At 64.2% G+C, this 19,001-nt stretch carries 17 protein-coding genes; 3 read left to right on the top strand and 14 right to left on the bottom strand.

The annotated features are described in order from the left end of the window. Window positions 1-14: 14 nt before the first annotated feature. From PHAMO_RS19720 to PHAMO_RS11925, 12 genes are all read right to left on the bottom strand, one after another. Complete coding sequence (locus tag PHAMO_RS19720) at window positions 15-767, bottom strand: hypothetical protein (RefSeq protein ID WP_002729681.1); 753 nt, start codon at window positions 765-767, stop codon at window positions 15-17. Then, window positions 764-1,714, bottom strand: coding sequence for a glycosyltransferase family 9 protein (locus PHAMO_RS11975; protein WP_002729680.1), 951 nt, complete (start codon window positions 1,712-1,714; stop codon window positions 764-766). Before PHAMO_RS11975 ends, PHAMO_RS19720 begins: the two co-directional genes overlap by 4 nt. Next, on the bottom strand, window positions 1,714-3,327 hold the full coding sequence (locus tag PHAMO_RS11970; RefSeq protein ID WP_002729679.1) for a hypothetical protein: 1,614 nt from the start codon (window positions 3,325-3,327) through the stop codon (window positions 1,714-1,716). Before PHAMO_RS11970 ends, PHAMO_RS11975 begins: the two co-directional genes overlap by 1 nt. A gap of 1 nt (window position 3,328) precedes the next feature. Then, window positions 3,329-3,802, bottom strand: a complete 474-nt coding sequence (locus PHAMO_RS11965; protein WP_002729677.1) for a CreA family protein — start codon at window positions 3,800-3,802, stop codon at window positions 3,329-3,331. Between the two features lie 127 nt (window positions 3,803-3,929). Continuing rightward, window positions 3,930-4,466, bottom strand: a complete 537-nt coding sequence (locus PHAMO_RS11960; protein WP_002729675.1) for an NADH-quinone oxidoreductase subunit B family protein — start codon at window positions 4,464-4,466, stop codon at window positions 3,930-3,932. Further along, window positions 4,463-5,983, bottom strand: a complete 1,521-nt coding sequence (locus PHAMO_RS11955; RefSeq protein WP_002729674.1) for a hydrogenase large subunit — start codon at window positions 5,981-5,983, stop codon at window positions 4,463-4,465. The genes PHAMO_RS11960 and PHAMO_RS11955 overlap by 4 nt, the downstream gene beginning before the upstream one ends. Further along, window positions 5,980-7,470, bottom strand: a complete 1,491-nt coding sequence (locus PHAMO_RS11950; RefSeq protein WP_002729672.1) for a hydrogenase 4 subunit F — start codon at window positions 7,468-7,470, stop codon at window positions 5,980-5,982. The genes PHAMO_RS11955 and PHAMO_RS11950 overlap by 4 nt, the downstream gene beginning before the upstream one ends. Further along, window positions 7,467-8,135 (bottom strand): hypothetical protein, encoded by a 669-nt coding sequence (locus tag PHAMO_RS11945; protein ID WP_002729671.1) that lies wholly within the window; start codon window positions 8,133-8,135, stop codon window positions 7,467-7,469. Before PHAMO_RS11945 ends, PHAMO_RS11950 begins: the two co-directional genes overlap by 4 nt. After that, window positions 8,135-9,082: a respiratory chain complex I subunit 1 family protein gene (locus PHAMO_RS11940; RefSeq protein ID WP_002729670.1), complete on the bottom strand. Its 948-nt coding sequence runs from the start codon at window positions 9,080-9,082 to the stop codon at window positions 8,135-8,137. The genes PHAMO_RS11945 and PHAMO_RS11940 overlap by 1 nt, the downstream gene beginning before the upstream one ends. Further along, window positions 9,079-11,094 carry a hydrogenase 4 subunit B gene (hyfB, locus tag PHAMO_RS11935; protein WP_002729669.1) on the bottom strand — a complete coding sequence of 672 codons (2,016 nt, stop codon included), beginning with the start codon at window positions 11,092-11,094 and terminating at the stop codon, window positions 9,079-9,081. Before hyfB ends, PHAMO_RS11940 begins: the two co-directional genes overlap by 4 nt. Window positions 11,095-11,278: 184 nt before the next feature. Next, window positions 11,279-11,683: a DUF6481 family protein gene (locus PHAMO_RS11930; protein ID WP_002729667.1), complete on the bottom strand. Its 405-nt coding sequence runs from the start codon at window positions 11,681-11,683 to the stop codon at window positions 11,279-11,281. A 102-nt stretch (window positions 11,684-11,785) separates the two neighbouring features. Then, window positions 11,786-12,586 carry a division plane positioning ATPase MipZ gene (locus PHAMO_RS11925; RefSeq protein ID WP_002729666.1) on the bottom strand — a complete coding sequence of 267 codons (801 nt, stop codon included), beginning with the start codon at window positions 12,584-12,586 and terminating at the stop codon, window positions 11,786-11,788. Between the two features lie 183 nt (window positions 12,587-12,769). Here PHAMO_RS11925 and PHAMO_RS11920 point away from each other — a divergent pair, with 183 nt between their 5' ends. From PHAMO_RS11920 to PHAMO_RS11910, 3 genes are all read left to right on the top strand, one after another. Beyond that, window positions 12,770-13,879 (top strand): NAD(P)/FAD-dependent oxidoreductase, encoded by a 1,110-nt coding sequence (locus PHAMO_RS11920; protein WP_002729665.1) that lies wholly within the window; start codon window positions 12,770-12,772, stop codon window positions 13,877-13,879. Further along, window positions 13,876-15,099, top strand: a complete 1,224-nt coding sequence (locus PHAMO_RS11915; RefSeq protein ID WP_002729664.1) for a hypothetical protein — start codon at window positions 13,876-13,878, stop codon at window positions 15,097-15,099. The genes PHAMO_RS11920 and PHAMO_RS11915 overlap by 4 nt, the downstream gene beginning before the upstream one ends. Window positions 15,100-15,211: 112 nt before the next feature. Next, on the top strand, window positions 15,212-16,855 hold the full coding sequence (locus tag PHAMO_RS11910) for an AMP-binding protein (protein ID WP_002729663.1): 1,644 nt from the start codon (window positions 15,212-15,214) through the stop codon (window positions 16,853-16,855). Between the two features lie 14 nt (window positions 16,856-16,869). Here the strand turns inward: PHAMO_RS11910 and aroC are convergent, their stop codons facing one another. Both aroC and fabI read right to left on the bottom strand, forming a co-directional pair. Beyond that, a complete protein-coding gene (gene aroC, locus PHAMO_RS11905) occupies window positions 16,870-17,955 on the bottom strand; it encodes a chorismate synthase (RefSeq protein ID WP_002729661.1) in 1,086 nt (361 codons plus the stop codon). Window positions 17,956-17,960: 5 nt separating this feature from the next. Then, on the bottom strand, window positions 17,961-18,779 hold the full coding sequence (gene fabI, locus PHAMO_RS11900; protein ID WP_002729660.1) for an enoyl-ACP reductase FabI: 819 nt from the start codon (window positions 18,777-18,779) through the stop codon (window positions 17,961-17,963). Between the last annotated feature and the right edge of the window lie 222 nt (window positions 18,780-19,001).

Raw genomic sequence — 19,001 nt, 5'->3', positions numbered from 1 at the left:
TTCGTTGCCGCGTGCTACAGATCGTCGATGGCGAAACGCAGAACCATCCGGCGCGGCCACCCTTTGCCGTCGTCGGGCGGCAAGGTCAACGGCTGGGACAGCCGTAACGCCAGCAGGTAAGATTCCAATGCCCGCCGCAGCGCGCTGTTGGGAGGCAGCCTGTCATAGCCGGAAATCACCGCCTCGGGATTCCACGGGACAGAGCGGTTCATCATTCCGCCCAGAGTGCCATCCGCATTGATCTCGATCACAGCGGAGATCACCACCCCCTTTCCCTTCATCGATGCGGAATCGAACCGCCACATTTTCAGGATCTGGGCCAAGATAAAGTCTTGAGCGCTTTGGCTGAGGCCACCCCGCACCGGAGCTGTCGGCTTACGACTTCCTCCCGTTTCGACGCTGACCACCGCTGCCGTCGTCTGGGCGGGCCGGGGCGCGGTCTCGCCAGATTTCGCCCCCGATGATTGCTTGGCGATCGGCGCACGGTTCAGTTGCGGCGGTGGAGGCGGAGGTTCCTTCGCCTTCGGCTCCGGCTTTGGTTCCGGGGGAGGCGGCGGGGGCGGCGGAGGAGATGGCAAAGGTGGAGGCGGTGGAGGCGAAGGAGGAAGCTGGGGCACCAGCTCGACGTTTGTCACCCGCTCCTGCGCTGGATCGAAGGGGATGTAGACCTCGATCTGCCTCACCGCCAGAATCGCGGCCAGATGCAGCACCAATGAAATCAGCAAAGCCCAGGCCGTCGTGGACAGGCGCAGGCGCCTGCGGATCACAGGCTGGTCCACAACCGTTCAGCCGCCGCAACCACCGCCTCGGTGTCGAGATCGAGCATCAAGCATTCCTGGCGCCGGTGATCGAAATCGGCGGCATGGCAAATGTCCTCAAACGAGCGTGGTCCGCGCACGCTGGCGGACCGCCTCCCCGCCGGTCCATAGAACAGTTCGGACGACGGCCCGAACAGTCCCAGTGTCGGCACACCCGCCGCCGCAGCCATGTGCATCAGCCCGGAATCGTTGCCGAGATAAAAAGAACACCGCTCCAGGCACGCATAAATCGTTGCCAGATCCCCGGCTCCATCGGTCAGATCGATCCGCCGCTCGGACGGCACCGCCGCCAATACCGGGGCGGCAGCGGCGCGCTCGGCAGGCGAAGCGATCACTGCCACGCGGGCACCGGGAAGAATCCCTCCCGGCGCGGTCAGACGCTCGACAACCTCGACAAAGCGTTCGGCCGGCCATTGCTTGGCTCCCCAATTGGCAGTCGGGCCAACCGCCAGCACCGGCCCACCCGGCGAGATCAGGCGTTCAGCCGCCGCGCGCTGGTCCGCTCCGGCCCACAAACGAGGCTGCGGCACAGTATCGAGCCGCAGCACCGTGGCCAGATGAGCCAGCCGGTGACGCGGTTCCCACGAAGATCTCAGCACCCGCCGCCGCCACGACGGCAGCAACCAGCTGATCGCGGAACCACGCAGATCGACCACCAAGCTCCAGCGTCGGGTAACGGTGCGTCGCCACAACTCGATCCAATGCCCGGCCCGACGCCGCTTCACCAGCGGGATCACTTCGTCAACGAACGGAGCCGCAGCGAACAAAGCCGCCGCCGGAGCACCACACGCGACAGTAAAACGGGCGTCTGGATAGCGCTCGGCCAGATAGTTCAACAGGCCGGTCGAAAGCACGGCATCGCCGATCCGGCTGGCGGTGATGAAAAGAATCCGCATCAATGTCGTCCCGGCGACCGCCGTCCAATCGGTTCATAGGCCCGCCCAACCGCCAAGAGTAGCGACTCGCGGCTGGTTCCGCTGGTCACCAATTGCCCCCGGACCATCCGGGCGATTTCGGCGATAACCTCGCGGTCGGGATCGTCGGCAAACAACGGGGCAAAAGACTCGAACATCGCCAGCCCCTGATCAAGCTCTTCGCCGAAACGAGCGCGCCCGACCACTGTCCAGCATTCCAGCAACTTTTCGACCACCGACAGAAATTTGTCGGGATGAACCCGCCGCCGCAGCGCTTCACGCAATTGAAGCACTAGTTCACGCGGCCGCGAGGCAATCTCGATCACACTGAACGGGCGGGTATTACCAACCGCGCTGAAATCGCGAGCGGCTCCCTGGCAGAAATAATAGAAATCGGATAGGCCAAACCGCCTGTCACCGTAGCGGGTGAACAGCATCAGACCCAGAATGTCGGCCATGACGTTGCTCAGAACGTCGTCGATGGCGCGAAGCCGCTCCAGCAAGAACGGGCCGCTGGTCCCCTGCCCGATCAGGCTCATCAATTCGTCACGGGCGGCAACGAATTGGCGGACGTTATAATCGAGCAAGGTGCGCAGGAACTGGAAATCCACACTGTCCGGCAGGTCGAGCCGTGCCTGCTCGGCTAGAGTCCGCAACTCCGCAAGCAGGTCCAGCGCCTCCTGCTCATTCGGCTCCAGCGCATTGGCTGAAGGCGTCCTGACCTTGACCTTACGGGTGGTGGTGACGTGCCCCAGGGTGAATTCGACACCCAAAATCGTGTAATGGCGGGGCTTGGTGACCGGCACCTCGACGACGCGGTAGCCCGGATCGTCACCATCTTGAACGGCAGCCTGCTTGGTCTCGGCCGATTTATGGGCGGCGGCCAGCCGGGTCAACCGCTCAAGCAGGCTTGCCCACACCACATCGCGCTTGTCGGCCATATAGGCGGTCCAAGCCTCGTCCCCGACGGGAACAGCCCCCTCGCACGGACGGTAGACCCGCCGGTCCATCCCGTCGCGGCAATAGCGCAACAGCGGCCCGGCGATAAAGGCGCGCAGCACCTCGGCCAGGGCCGGATCGAACAGAAAGAACGGCCGAGCGGAATGATAGGCGGCCGAAGGCAATGCCGCTGGTGGCACCTGTATCTGGGCCAGCCGCCGCAAGGCGATATCGGCGATGTAGAGGCCTAAACCAGTCTCGGCCTCGGCATAAATATAATTCTCGGGCGGCGGCGCGGTGGGAGGAGACGCGGGCGGAGACGCAACAGCCACATCGGCGGCGCGGCGCGGCGCGGACGGAGGCGGTGCGGCACTGGCCCGTTGCCAAGCCAGGGCGATCTCGGGTCGTTTGACGATCACGACCCGAATCACTTCGGCGGCGAGGGCTTTCTGCTCCTCCCAGGTATGAGCGACCAGACCGTCGGCAAAAGCCGTCTGGATCATCTCGCGGAACTCGGCATCGCCCTGACGGCGCAGAAGACTGCGCAAGACCTCGGACATGAAATGAGCCAGCGCCGCCGAATCGGGGAGAAGGTCGAGTCGGGACAGCAGCCCTTCGAGCAACAACCGCTGGTCGGCGGGGAGTTCCGCACTCACCTCACGGAACCCAGTTCTTCTCGATCGGCACCGCCGCGACCGAATTCTGCGGCGATCCCTCGATGATCCGGTCGCTATAGACCAGATAGACCAGGACGTTGCGCTTGCGGTCGTGGAATCGGACCACCTGCATCGTCTTGAACAACAGCGACGTGTCCTTCTTGAACACGGTGTCGCCGTCCTTGATCGGCTCAAGGAACTGGATCGGTCCGACCTGACGGCAAGAGATCGCGGAATCGGAGGTATCCTCGGCAATGCCGATCCCGCCCTTGATGCCGCCGGTCTTGGCCCGCGACAGATAGCAGGTGACGCCGATAACCTGAGGATCGTCAAACGCCTCGATCACGATCTTGTCGTTGGGACCAAGCGCCTTGAACACTGTCGAGACACTGCCGATTTCCTCGGCCATCGTCGGAGCCGCAACGGTCGCCGCCAGAAGCACCGCAGGAACCAAAGATTTCATGCGCATTGTCATCGTACCCCTTTCTTAACCTCCATCGCCTCCACCGGGACTAAGACAACGCTCATCCCGTCTCTCTACTCTTGTCTTAGCCGAGGGGGAGCGCGGGTGCACGGCTCTTGTTATAAGAAGGACGAAAAGATCACCCTTTTGCCGCCCGCTCCAGCAGTTCCAGCAGACCGGATAGAATCCGCGTCGGCTCGGGCGGGCAACCGGGGATGTGCAGATCGACCGGCAGCACCGCTGCCACCCCACCCAGCACGGCATACGACCCGGCGAAGCAGCCGCCATCGCGAGCGCAATCGCCCAAGGCCACCACCCATTTCGGCGACGGAACCGCTTCGTGCGTCCGTTGCAAAGCTTCAACCATGTTGGCCGTGACCGGCCCGGTGACCAGCAGCACATCGGCATGGCGCGGGCTGGCGACGAAGCGAATGCCAAAGCGTTCCAGGTCATAGACCGGACCGTTGACGGCGTGAATTTCCAATTCGCAGCCATTACACGATCCGGCATCGACCTCGCGGATCGCCAGGGAGCGGCCCAGCTTTTGCCGCGCCCGGTCGCCCACCGCCCGCGCCAGCTCGGCCGCACCATCGGGATCGGGAGAGACCGCGCCGCGCCGGGTGTACGGTCCTCGGGTCAGGGCACGAAACAACAGCTTTGAGATCGGGGGAATCATTGGTCATGCCCCGAATAAGAACAATTGAACGATTTGTTGCACAGCGGGAAGTCGGCAACGATGTTGCCCTTGATCGCCACTTCCAACAACGGCCATTGGAACCAGGACGGATCATGGGCATGCAGGCGGACAACACGCCCTTCGGCATCGACCCGGCCCCACACCAGAACCTCGCCGCGAAAGCTCTCGACAAGCGCCATCCCCTCGCCTGCCCGTCGCGGCAGGTCGGCCCGCACCGGACCGTCGGGCAATTCGAGTAGAATGCGGTTGATCAGGCGCAGGCTTTCGGCGGCCTCGGCGAAACGGATCATCACGCGGGCGTTGACGTCGCCCTCCAGCAGCATCGGCACCGCAAGGTCGAGCATCTCGTAGGGCGGATAGCCCGGCACGCGCCGCGCATCATGCCCACGCCCCGAGGCGCGGCCGACCACTCCGCCCGCACCGAACCGATTGGCCAGGGCGGAAGGCAAAATGCCCGTGCCCTGGGTCCGGTCGGACAGCGACGGCGTGTTCTCGTAGAGTTGGCGGGCGCGCTCGATTTCCTTGTGCAACTCGTACAGCAATTGCTTGATCGTCTCGGAGCCTTCGGGCGGGAGGTCGGCGACAACGCCGCCCGGAACCACCTGATCCATCAAGAGACGATGGCCGAACAGCGCCCGATTGACCCCCAGGATGCGTTCACGCAACACCGACATATGGGCCAGCATCACCGCGAACGCAGCATCGTTGCAGATGCCGCCAATATCGATGAGATGATTAGACAGCCGCTCCATTTCGGCCATCAGAGCGCGCAGCCAGTCGGCCCGGCGCGGCACCTCGGCCCCAGTGGCGGCCTCGACCGCACGGGCAAAGGCCAGGGCATAGGCAACGGTGGAATCGCCAGAAATCCGCCCGGCCAGCCGTGCCACCGCCTCGACCGTCCGCCCCGCCGCCAGCCCCGAGATCCCTTTGTGGGTATAGCCCAGTCGTGCTTCCAGCCGCACCACCGTCTCGCCCTGGGCGTGAAAGCGGAAATGACCCGGCTCGATCACCCCGGCATGGACCGGCCCGACTGGAATCTGGTGCAGCCCCTCACCTTCCGCTGGCAGAAACGGATAGGCAAACGGCGTGGGCGACGGATCGCGGGGCCGCGCCGCCAGCGGCTGGCGCGACGGCCAGCGACCGTGATCGAACCAGGGGCGGCGATCATCCAGCCCCTCCGGCTCCAGCCCCCACAGATCCCGGATCGCCCGCTCCAGCCGAATCGCCGCCGGCCTTACCGTCCCGATCGCGACAAAGCGCCGGTCAACGCAGCGATGCGAGACGATGCGGATATCGCCCTCGCGTTCGTCACGCAGGGCGACGTGCACCTCGTCCTGCTCGCCCCACTCCGCCATCAGGCACCACTCGGACCCCGCCAGCCGGGCCACCAGGGACTGCCAGCCCACACGGTCCAGACGCACGCGGGGATAGGGGTGGCTGCCCTCCACCGTTTCGGCTTCCGCCAAAAACGCCACCAGCGAGTCTTGCCCGATCATCCCAGCATCCTCGCGACGGTGTGGAACCACGCCACCAGCGGCGCGGGCAGATACAGCCCGGCCACCAGGACCAGCGCCATGTGCAGCCACAGCGGCGTCAGCGCCAGGATACCCGACACTCGACCAGCGCTGCTCTGGACCGGCGATCGCGGCGGCGGCTCGCCGAATGCCATCATCTGCAACCGGCTGATCAAAGCCCCGAATGCTAGCAGCAGCGCGATTGCCAGCGGCAGCGCCAGCAGCGGCTCGCGGGCGAAGGTCGAGCCCAGCACCAGGAACTCGCTCATGAACACGCCCATCGGCGGCAGACCGGCTATCGCCAACACCGCCAGAACAAAGCCCCAGCCCAGCACTGGATGGGAAACGGTCAATCCCCGGATATCGGCAATGCGCTTGGTGCCCTCGTTCTGCGAAATGATGCCGACCGCGAAAAAGATCGCCGATTTGGTCAGCGAGTGCATCATCATATGCAAAAGACCGGCAAAATTAGCCAGCGGCCCCCCCATCCCGAAGGCAAAGGTGATCAGCCCCATATGCTCGATCGAGGAATAGGCGAACAGCCGCTTGATGTCGCCGCGTCGGTACAGCATGAAGGCCGACAGGAACAGCGACGATAGCCCCATCACCACCAGCAGCGGGCCGGGCGACAGGGTGTGACCGTTGGCCGAAAGCAGCATCTTGAAGCGCAACAGGGCGTAAAGCGCGACATTGAGCAACAGACCCGACAGCACCGCCGAAATCGGCGTCGGCCCCTCGGCGTGGGCATCGGGCAACCAGGCATGCAAGGGGGCGAGTCCAACCTTGGTGCCATAACCGACCAACACGAACACAAAGGCAAGATTCAGCAAATCGGGTTGGAATTCCGCCGCCCGGCGCATCATTTCGGTCCAGGCCATCGAATCCGCCCCGTCGCCCATCACCGGCTGTGCCGCCAGATAGACCAGGATCGTGCCGAACAGAGCCAATCCGATTCCGACCGAGCAGAGGATGAAATACTTCCACGCCGCCTCAATCGCCTCGCGGGTGCGGTACAGGCTGACCATCAGCACCGTGGTCAAGGTCGCCGCCTCGACCGCCACCCACATCACCCCGGTATTGTTGGCCGACAACGCCAGCAGCATCGTGAACAGAAACGCCTGATACATCGCGTGGTAAAAGCGCAGATGCAGATCGGACAGGCGGTTGCCCTCGCTCTCACGGGCGATATAGGCCGCCGAGAATATCGATGTGGTCAGACCGACGAACGCGGTCAGCACCACCAGATAGACATTGAAGTCATCGATAAAGAACAGCTTGGTCGGTGCCGGGCGGACCCGCAGCAAGACCAGGGAGGCGACAAAGGTCGTTCCCGACACCGCGACGTTGACCCACGACGCCACCCGCCAGTCGCGGATCACCGCCAGGAATCCGGCGGCACCCAGCGGCAGCGCCAGAATCCACAAAAGCGGGTTATCGAGTCCGGGCAAGCCCGCCAGCCGGTCGATCATTGCCGGTCCCCGCGATAGGTTTCGACATCGTTGATATCCAGAGTGTCAAAGCGCTCGCGGATACGGAAAAAGAAGATGCCGAACAGGGTCATTGCCACCAGAACCGAAAACGCCACTGAAATTTCCACCACCAGCGGCATCCCCTTGGCCGACACCGCCGCCAGGATCAGGCCGTTCTCCAGAGCCATGAAGCCCACCACCTGAGTCACCGCGTTACGCCGCGTGATCATCATCAGCAGTCCGATCAGAACCACGCTCATTGCCAGAGCCAGACTCTCGCGCGTCAACGCCGCCGCATTGGCGGTGACCGGCAACACCAACAGAATCGACAGAGCCACCAGCGCTACCCCGGCCATCATCGTCCAGCCGATCGACATCGCGGTCTCGACACTGCGGTGAATGCCCAGCTTCTCGATCAGCCAGTGCAAGGCGACGGGCACGATCATCGCCTTGAACACCAGAGAGATTCCGGCGGTGACGTACAGATGCGGCGCGTTCTGGACATGGGCCTGCCACCCCGCCGCCGCCGCCAGCGCCAGCGCCTGAAAGGCAAAGGTATTGATCACCGCGAACAGCCGACGCTGATACAGCAATTGCAGCCCGGCCATCAATACGGTGGCGCCGATCAGATGAGCGACGTCATAGGAGATCTGACCTGCTCCCATCACACCGCCTCCGACACATACAGAAAGATCGTCGCCAGCAGCCCCAGCAACAACGCGCCCCCCAGGAAATCGGCATAGCGGAACACCCGCATTTTGGCGATTCCGGTCTCGAACACTGCCAATGCCGAGGCCAGGGCAAAGCTTTTGGCCAGGAACGCCCCCAGCCCCACCGCCATCGCCGTCACGCCCGCCCCAGCCTGGGCGATGCCCCACGGGGCGAACAAGCCGCCGATCAGAGCCAGAAACAGGGTAAGACGCACCATCCCCGCCGCTTCCATCAAAGCGAGGTGGCGACCGGAATATTCCAGCACCATCGCTTCGTGCACCATCGTCAGTTCCAGATGGGTCGAGGGATTATCGATCGGTATCCGTCCGTTCTCGGCCACCGCCACCATCACCAGCGCCGCCAGGGCCAGCCCCATCGACACCTCGATACCGACACTGCCCGACAGCACGAAAGCGATGATCTGCGACGGCGCGGTGCTGCCCGATAGCAGCGACAGCGAGAAGGTCACCATCAGCATTGCCGGTTCGGCCAACGAGGCGATCAGCATCTCGCGTGATGCGCCCAGACCGCCGAAGGCGGTACCGACATCCATCCCGGCCAGCGCGGTCCAGAACCGCGCCACTCCCAACAGCGCCACCAGGGCGATCAGATCGGCGGCCGGAGCCAGCACCAGATCGGTGGTAAAGGTCGGGATCAGGACGGCGGCCAGCCACACCGCGCTAAACGTGACATAGGGTGCGGCGCGGAACAGCTGCGATGCCGAATGAGCCACCACCGCTTCCTGTTGGAGAAGGCGGTAGAGGTCACGATAGGGCTGGAACGGCGATGCTCCGATCCGCCCCTGTAACCGCGCCTTGACCAGCCGCACCCAGCCGGTGACGAGTGGCGCCAGCGCCACCACCAGGAAGATCTGCGCCGCCTGGATCAAAATCTCGATCATGGCTGCTGCCTCCACGCCACCACCAGAAGCATGAAGACCAGGGTGGAGAACATCATCAGCAGATAGCCCCGCACCGTCAGGAACTGCATCCGGTTCACCCGGTCGGCGATGAAATTGACCGCACGGGCGATCGGGTCATACAGCCAGACCCACACCGGGTCGATCATCCGCACCGAAAGCCGCGCTGGACTGCGTTCTCCCGGTTCGGGCATCTCGACCGTCTCACGCGCCAGAAAGACCGACGTGCCGAACACCCGGCGCAGCGGCTGCGAAAAGCTCTGGCCGGTATATTGGGTTTCGGGAATGTCCTCGCGGTGACCACAATCCCAGGCGTCGGCGCGGCGAACCCGCCGGGTGCCCAACCCGTGCGCCAGCACCACCGCAATCGCGAACAGCGCCGTGCCCACCATCACCAACATCGTACCCGAATAAGACCCACGGGTCGAACTGACCGGCGACAGCCAGGGCCAGCCCAGATCGGCCGACACCGCGAAATGAAGCCCGGTCATCGGCTGGACCACCGCCGACAATGCATCGGTCACCGTCACCGGAATCGCGCCGAGCAGGATGCACAGCAGGGCCAGCGCCGCCATGGTCCAACGCATGCTGGCCGGGGTCGGATGCAAATCGGCGCGCGCGGCGGCCAACGAGCGCGGACGCCCGAGGAAGGCGATCCCGTAGGCGCGGACAAAGCAAGTGGCGGCCAGCGCCCCCGCCAGGGCCAGCATCGCGCCGACCACTGGCACGCCGAATTTCATCGCCCAGTGCGGCAGACCCGGACCTTTGAACAGCGCTTGAAGGATCAGCCATTCCGAGACGAAACCATTCAACGGCGGCAAAGCCGAGATCGCCGCCGCGCCGATCAAAGCGGCGGTGCCAGTCCACGGCATCCGATTGAGCAGCCCGCCCAACCCGCTCAGACGGCGTTCTCCGGTGGCACTGATCACCGCCCCGGCGGCGAGGAACAGCAGGGTCTTGAAGACCGAGTGATTAACGATGTGATACAGCCCGCCGACCAGGGCCAACGCCGCCAGCGCCGGTTCGCCTGCATCCTTGAAGGCAATGCCAAGCCCGAGTCCGATCACCGCGACGCCGACATTTTCGACAGTGGAATAGGCCAGCAGCCGCTTCAGATCGTCCTGGAACAGCGCGTAAAGCACGCCAAGCACCGCGCTGGCTCCGCCGATCACCATCAATGCCGCGCCCCACTCCCACGGAACGTCGCCATGGAGGTCGAACAGAATGCGAATCAGGCCGTACAGCGCGACCTTGGTCATCACTCCGCTCATCAGCGCGGAAACATGGCTGGGGGCCGCCGGATGAGCCAGCGGCAACCAGACATGAAGCGGGACCAGACCGGCTTTCGACCCGGCACCCAGCACCGCCGTCAATACGACCAGAAAGGCCGGAATCGTCGCCAGTTCGGCCTGACGCATCGCCGCGAAGGTATAGGTTCCACCCGCTCCGGCCATCAGACCGAAACTGGTCAACAGGCAAAAGGTGCCGAACGCGGCCATGATCAGATAAATCACGGCGGCATGCCGATTTTCCGCCGATTTATGATCGGACAGCACCATCAGCCACGACGCCAGCGACATGAATTCCCACGCCACCAGAAACATGAAGGCGTCGTCGGCCAGCAGAACCGCGTTCATCCCGAACAGAAATAGCGGGAAGAACGGCGTCACCCGCCGCACCTCGGGCAGATGGCGGCAATAGCCGATGCCATAAATCGAAGCGGCGACGGCGGCCAGATCGACCACCACCATGAACAGCGCCGACAGATTGTCGAGACGGAAATGCGCCGCCATCCAAGGCAGGCCCAGCGGCAAGACAATCGACGGACTGCCGCCCGGACCAATGCCCAGATGGGTCAACCCGGCGACCAACAGCCCCAGACTTGCGGCGGCACAACCGGCATGGACCAGCCGATGGGTGATCTCGCGGCTACCGGCCACCACGGCAAGAGCCGACAGCAGCACCAGGACCGACAAAGAAGCGACGATCAGCATGGGAAATGCAGCCCGGACAGGCCAGGACGGCAGAACGACGGATGAGAAGTCAAGAAGGCGCTCCCGGACGGCCGGTCAGTTCCCGGTCCTTCTCAGGAGTTTATCACGAAGAATGGGGGGGCCGACAAGAGTCTCCCCCACTCTCACCCGTCGTTCGACCGGCAAGAGCGGGGAGGCCCGTGACTTATTTTCCCCGCGCCTTGCGGGCGGCGTAACGAGCGTCGCGGGCAGCCTTGCGCTGTTCTTCCAACGCGGCCTCGGCGGCGATCGCCTCGATCCGGGCCGTCTCGCGGGCGACCTCGGCGGCGATGATCTGCGCGGCGGCAGCCTCTTTCTCCGCCTTGCGGTCGGCGATGGCCTGGAGTTTGGCGGCTTCTTTCTCTGCCTTACGCTGGGCGTCGCGCTCGGCGCGAGCAGCGGCGGCGACCTGAAGGGCGGCCTGCTTCTCCAGATAGACCGGATCGGTGGTATCGACCTTGTTGGCGCGCCACTTCTCTACCAACGCCTTCTTAGCGGCGGCGGCCGTGTTCAGGCGCTCGCCAAAGCCGGCAACGACCCTGGACTTGGCCTGTTTATCGATGTTTTGCATATGTTCTCCAAGATTAGCGCGTCAGATCAAACTTCGCGCTGGACCCTCCACCATATGGTTACATCGGGGGGAAGAGGCAATCGGAAAAGCGCGTCCCCTCCCTCAAACCTCACTTCCCGACCCTACCGGCAAGGCGATGGCATCGACCAGGGTGCGCAATTCCTGACGAGCCGCGACGTGGCTCATCGACAGATCGAACCCGGTAATCTTGCGCCGCAGGTCAAGCAGGGTCAGCCCTTCGAGAAACATCGAGCGGTAAATCACCCGCTCGCCCAGGCCGGGAATGACACGAAAGCCGACTCGGCGAGCCAGATCGGCCAACAGCTTTTCCACATCGCGCTTGTTGCGGGCGTCAAGGTTGGACAGGCGGTTGCGCAGCACGATCCAATCGACCATCGACCGTTCGCCGCGTATCGCCCGCGCTTTCTTGGTCTCCCATACCATTTCGGCGTAATGGCTGGGGCGGAGAATTTTCATCGTCGCGGGATCGACTCGACCAAGGACATCGAGATCAACCAGGCTGTCGTTCAGCGGCGTCACCAGCGTATCGGCGAAGGAGTGTCCCATTCTCGACAGGAAATGATCGCTGCCCGGCGTATCGATCACAACGACATCGTGGGTGTTGGCGAAATGATTGACGATATCGAGCAGCCGCGCCTCGTCCGCCTTGCGATCGTCGGTCGACGGCACCGAGATATGGTCAGGCAGAGGCAGCGCACAATCGCCGCGAGCCGCGCGATTGTGGATATAACGGGTCAGGGTCGCCTGACGCGCATCGAGATCAATGCTGCCGACCGACAATCCCCGGTCGAGAAGACTCATAATCAGATGCATTGAAATGGTTGATTTCCCGGTACCGCCCTTTTCATTACCGACGACGATGACATGAGCGCGCTTTGTCATGAAAACCTCGCGAAGAAGCGGGGGCTTGCGTCGGGTGGGTCAAAACGGTCTAATCGCGTGTGGACGGGCGTAAAACTCTACCTTTGGCCGCTCTTGTGTGCAATGACCATCCGTCTTCCGCAGGTGTGACGCTGGTGGTATGCTTCACCAAATATTGAGGGTTACTTCCGGGAGAAAGACAAAGTGTTGGCGGAACAGGGAGCCGAGCCGGTCGATTGCGTCGTTATCGGTGCCGGAGTGGTTGGGCTGGCCGCCGCCCGTGGACTGGCCCTGGCCGGGCGCGATGTCATCGTGCTGGAAGCAGAAGGCGCGATCGGCACCGGAATCTCGTCACGCAACAGCGAGGTGATCCACGCCGGGCTATATTACACGCCGGGATCGCTGAAGGCGCGGCTGTGCGTCGAAGGCAGCCGGGCGATGCGCGCCCACGCGACCCGTTGCGGGATTCCCCATGCCCTGCCCGGCAAGTTGGTCGTCGCCACCGATACAAACGAAGAAGAAACCTTGGCGACCGTGTTCGAACGCGCTCGTACCAACGGAGCCGAGGGGCTGCGGATGCTGTCGGCGACCGAGGCCCGTGCGCTGGAACCCGATCTGGTTTGTACTGCCGCCTTGTTGTCGCCGTTCACCGGCATCATCGACAGCCACGCCTTCATGCTATCGCTCCAAGGCGAGGCCGAGGCAGCCGGGGCGATGATTGCGTTTCACGCTCCGGTCACGGGTGGCCGCGCCGATGGTGACTCGATGCTGATCGAAACCGGCGGAGTCGAGCCGATGCGGCTGCGCGCCCGGTCTGTGGTTGTCTCGGCCGGTCTGGCCGCCCCCCGGATCGGGGCGGCGCTGGGGCTGCGCGACGTGCCGCCCGCGTCTCTGTGCCGGGGGAATTATTTCAGCCTGATCGGACGGGTGCCATTCTCCCGGCTGGTCTATCCCGTGCCGGTCTCGGCGGGGCTGGGGGTGCACTTCACCCTCGATCTCGGCGGGGCCGGTCGGTTCGGTCCCGACGTCGAATGGATCGAGCGTGAGGAGTACAACGTCGATCCCACCCGAGGCGACGTGTTCTACGACGCGATCCGCCGTTATTGGCCGGGTTTGCCCGATGGAGCATTGGCTCCAGCCTATTGCGGCATCCGTCCCAAAATTCAGGCTCCGGGCGAGCCGGAACGCGATTTCCTGATCCACGGCCCGACCGAGACCGGCGCTCCGGGAGTGGTGGCGCTGTACGGGATCGAAAGCCCCGGCCTGACCGCCAGCCTTGCTATCGCCGATCACGTCGTGGAGATGCTGTCATGAGCCGGATCGGATTCACGGGAATCGTCTTCTTGGTGCTGGCTCTGCTGGCTCCTCCCGCCCAGGCGCTCGACAAGCCGCGGGATTTCGTCCCACCGCCACCGGATCAGGTGCCCAACGTCCGCGAGCAGACCCGATCAGTCATGATCGAGCTGGCGAGCTATGCCAAGAAACGCGATCCCAACTTCCAGGTGCTGATGCGCGGCGGGGTCGAATTGCTGATCAAGGGCGATTGGGAAGTCCAGTGGGAAGCGCTGCACGATCCCTCCAGCACCGGGTTTTATCGCCGCCTGCCGGAGCGGTCGGTATTCCGTCCGCTGGTCAAGGTGCTCGATGGCCTCGTCCTCGACGGACTGTATTGCGGTGGGAACGCCCTCAACAAACCGCTGGCCGACGCGATCAAGGAGCGCAAGGCCAATGACGCCCAGATCGACACCGAAAAGAAGCTCGGCATTCAACGCCCGCCGGTGCCGGTGGAAATGGGGCCGTTCAGCAACGATCCGGCTGTCGAGTTGCGCCGCGCCGCCGAGATCAAAGAGAAGCAGGACAGGGAGGAACGGATTCGACGCATTGTCTATGCCGCCGATACGATCCGGTCCGAGGGGCGCGCGCTATTGTCGGTCGATGCCTGCGCAGGCTCCGGTCAGGTCGAGGCGGCCCTGCGTGGAGCCGGTCGCGACCGCGTTACCAGCTTTGCCGCCGTGGGAGCACGGTTGGACCAGCCGCCCCGTCCCCACCCTCCGGGCGAGAACGCGGGCGAAGTTCTGTCAGTGAACGCGATCCACAATTGGCTGCCCCTGCTGCGCTCGGACGGGTTCGGCAGCAAAAACAGCTTCGTCGATGCGATCGCCGACAGCAATTACGACATGGTGGTGATCGATGTCGCCCATCGCGGCGTCGATTTCCTGGTCAAGACCGACATCGCCCGGATGAAGTTCAAGAAGCTGGGGCCGCGTCGCCTGGTGCTGGCGGCCATGCCGATCGGGCGGGCCTATGACTGGCGCTGGTACTGGCAAAAAGGCTGGGACATCGGCGCACCGCCGTTCCTGTTCGCCCATGACGACAAGCCGGGAACCTTCATCGCCGATGTCGGTAATTCCGAGTGGAAAACCATGCTGGGCAAATACATTTCCGGCGTGATGGATCTGGGCTTCGACGGCGTGATGTTCGATGACGTCGATACCTATCTGTGGCTTGAGGAGTTGATGCCGATCGATCGGTAGGCCATTGAGGCCAAAAGAGCGCGGGCGACAGGAGGGAGAGGATGTTGACTCGAACCGGGAAAACCGCATTGTCTTTTCCGGTGGAACGCCATCACCCCCGGATCGACGTGCCGTGCTGAACAATCCCCGCAGTTACGAGGAAGCTTGCCGGACTTTCCGCTGGCGAATCCCCGAGCTTTACAACCTCTCTTTCGACGTCTGCGACCGCCAGACGCTGGGGGGTGCCGATGGGCACCGCACCGCGCTGATCGTCGAACAGCAAGATGGCACGGTCGAACGCTATACCTTTCACGTCCTGCGCCTGCTCGCCAACCGGCTGGCCAACGTCCTAACCGCCCGAGGAATCCGTGCGGGCGACCGGGTCGCGCTGGCCCTGCCGCCAGGATTGGCAGCCGCCATCGCCCTGCTGGCAATCCCCCGGATGGGAGCGCTAGCGGTGCCGGTGCCGCTGGGGCTGGGAGCCGAACCGCTGGTCTGGCGACTGGGCAATTCCGGCGCGGCGGCCCTGATCGCCGACCCGGCGATGTTGCCCGCGCTGGACGTGGTACGACCGCTATTGCCCGATTTGCAGACCATCCTCGTCGCCGCCGAATCCTCCGGTCCCGACGCTCCGGCGCTGTGGCCCGAGCTAGAAACCGCTTCGGACAGCTTCGCCCCGCTCGTGACCTCGCCCGACACCCCGGCTTTTGTGTTCTATCCTACCGATGGCGCCGGGCGGCCAGCCGGAATTGTCCAGGCGCACCGGGCGATGGCGGGAGGTCTTCCGGCGGTCGAGATGGCGATGGGGTTGTTCCCCCAGTTCGGCGACATCGCCTGGACCCCCGCCGACTGGATGAACGCCGAGGCTCTGTTCCGGCTGGTTCTGCCCGCCTGGCATCATGGCGTTGCGGTGCTGGCAACACCGGGACCGTTCGATCCGGGCCGGGGCCTCGATATGATCGGCCGCCACGGGGTCCGGGCGCTATGGCTGCCACCGCTGTTGGTGGCTCCGCTGGCCGAGGCGGCATCTCGCCCGTTCGCCCGCCCCCGCGCCCTGGCCAGCGGTCCCGATCCGCTGTCGTCCGATCTGCACGAAACGGTGCTGCGAGCGTTCGGCATCCATATCAATGAAGCCTGGGGCGTGACCGAAACCGGCGCAGTCGCCGCCAATCTGGCAGGAATGATGGAGCTGCGCCCCCCCTCGCCGGGACGGGCGGCACCGGGGCTGACCGTCGAAGCGGTGGACGAGCATGGCCGCCCTGTCCGCGCCGGAGAACGCGGCATCCTGGCGGTCTCGGCCGACGCACCCGGCGGATTTCTCGGTTATTGGGGCGATGCTCCCGGACCGGCACGGCGGATCAGGAAATGGCTGCTGACCGGCCGCCTGGGAATGCGCGACCTCGACAATTACCTGTGGCCCGAGCCTCTGGCGCGCGAGGAAGGCGTGGTGCTGATCGCAGGCAGCCGGGTGCGGCTGAATGAAGTCGAGGCCGTGTTGGCCGACCATCCCGCAATCGCCGCCGCCGGTCTGATCGATCTCGAAGGCGGCGGATTACGGGCGTTCGTCGTCCCCCGCCCCGGACACGCTCCCGATCCGGCCGAGTTGCGCGCCTGGGTGCGGCTACGGCGGAGCGACGCCGAGGCGCCCCGTCGGATCGAAGTGGTCGACTCGCTGCCGCTCGCGGTCGATGGCAGCATCCTGTACGACGAGCTACGGGCGCAGCCGTTGCGAATCGACACCCCGACAGCCGAAGACCGCTGGCTGCTGCGGAAATAGAGCGAAAAGCCGGATCAGCGGGCGACGGCCCGAGCGCGGAGCAGATGGTCGGCAAGCGTGCAGGCCATCATTGCCTCGGCCACCGGAACGGCGCGGATGGCGACGCAAGGGTCGTGACGGCCCTTGGTCGAGACATCGACCTCGGCCCCGTTGATGTCGATGCTGCGCCGGGGCGTCAGAATCGAACTGGTCGGCTTGACCGCAAGGCGGACAACAATATCCTGCCCGGTCGAGATGCCGCCGAGAATCCCACCGGCCCGATTGGACAGGAAGCAAGCCTTGCCATCCGCACCGATCCGCATTTCGTCGGCATTGTCCTCGCCAGACAGAGCGGCGGCTTCGAATCCAGCGCCGATTTCGACGCCCTTGACCGCATTGATACTCATCATCGCCTTGGCGAGATCGGCATCGAGCTTGTCATAGACCGGCGCGCCCAGGCCGACCGGAACGCCTTCGGCCACCACCTGGACGATGCCGCCAATCGAAGAGCCGGACTTGCGGATCGTATCGAGATAGGTCTCCCACCCCTGCGCGGCGGCCACATCGGGACACCAGAACGGGTTGGCTTCAATCGCGGCCCAATCCCACGCGGCGGGATCGATCGCATGCGGCCCCATCTGCACCATCGCGCCGCGAATGACCAGTCCGCCCGGCACCAGCGCATCGAGAACCTTGCGGGCGACGCCACCGGCAGCAACCCGCATCGCGGTCTCGCGGGCGCTGGAACGTCCGCCGCCACGGGGATCGCGGATACCGTATTTCTGCTGATAAACCCAATCGGCATGGCCGGGGCGGAAGCGGTCGGCGATCTCGCCGTAATCTTTCGAACGCTGGTCGGTATTCTCGATCAGGAGGCCGATCGGAGTGCCGGTGGTCTGCCCCTCGAACACGCCGGAGAGAATCTTGACCGTATCGGGTTCGCGCCGCTGGGTCATGAAGCGGTTCTGACCGGGGCGGCGGCGGTCAAGCCAGACCTGAAGGTCTGACTCGGCCAGCGGAATGCGCGCCGGAACGCCATCGACCACACATCCGATCGCCGGACCGTGGCTCTCGCCAAAGGTGGTGAAGCGGAACAGATGACCGAAGGCGTTTCCGGACACGGGTCTTAGTCCTTCACAACATTGATGTCGGGGGCGTCAACCGCCTTCATGCCGACAACGTGATAGCCAGCATCGACATGATGGGTTTCGCCCGACACGCCGCTCGACAGATCGGACAGCAGGTACAGACCAGCACCGCCGATGTCTTCCAGGGTGACGTTGCGCTTCAGCGGGCTATTGTACTGGTTCCACTTCAGAATATAGCGGAAATCGCCGATACCCGAAGCGGCCAGGGTCTTCATCGGACCAGCCGACAGCGCGTTGACGCGGATATTGTCGCGGCCGAGATCGACGGCGAGATAGCGCACGCTGGCTTCCAAAGCGGCCTTGGCCACGCCCATCACGTTGTAATGCGGCATCACCCGCTCGGCACCGTAATAGGTCAGGGTCAGCAGCGAGCCGCCATCGGGCATCAACGCAGCCGCCCGCCGGGCGACCGAGGTGAAGGAGAAGACCGAGATGTGCATCGTGTTCTGGAAGTTCTGAAGCGACGTGTCGGCATAACGACCGCGCAGCTCTTCCTTGTCCGAGAAGCCGATGGCGTGGACCAGGAAATCGATCTTCCCCCAGGTCTGCTTCAGGGTCTCGAACACAGAATCGATCGACGCCTCATCAGAGACATCACAGGGCATCACCAGCGACGAGCCAACGGTTTCCGCCAGAGGGCGAACCCGCTTTTCCAGAGCTTCGCCCTGGTAGGTAAAGGCGAGCTCCGCCCCTTGGGCACGCGCAGCCTGGGCAATGCCCCAGGCGATGGAGCGGTCGTTAGCGACGCCCATGACGAGGCCTCTCTTTCCGGCCATCAGGGGTGCAGGAGCGGTCATGCGGGTCCTTTCCGAGGAAGGGGGGAGAAGCCGGACGCGATACTGGCGGCGGCGACGGAGGTTTCTACATACACGAAACCCCGCAGACGGCAAAGGCGGTTGACGCCCCCCTCCCCCGATCCACATGCATAGCGGCCAGGGGGAACCCGACCGAAAAACGATCCAGACAACAAAGTCTCAACACCATTGGTTGCTCAGATCGACAGTTCAGCGTACCCTCAT

The sequence above is a fragment of the Magnetospirillum molischianum DSM 120 genome (genome assembly GCF_000294655.1).
Taxonomy (GTDB): Bacteria; Pseudomonadota; Alphaproteobacteria; order Rhodospirillales; family Magnetospirillaceae; genus Phaeospirillum; species Phaeospirillum molischianum.
The sequence above is the reverse complement of the archived record's forward strand: the minus strand, read 5'-3'. Positions and strand labels throughout refer to the sequence as shown.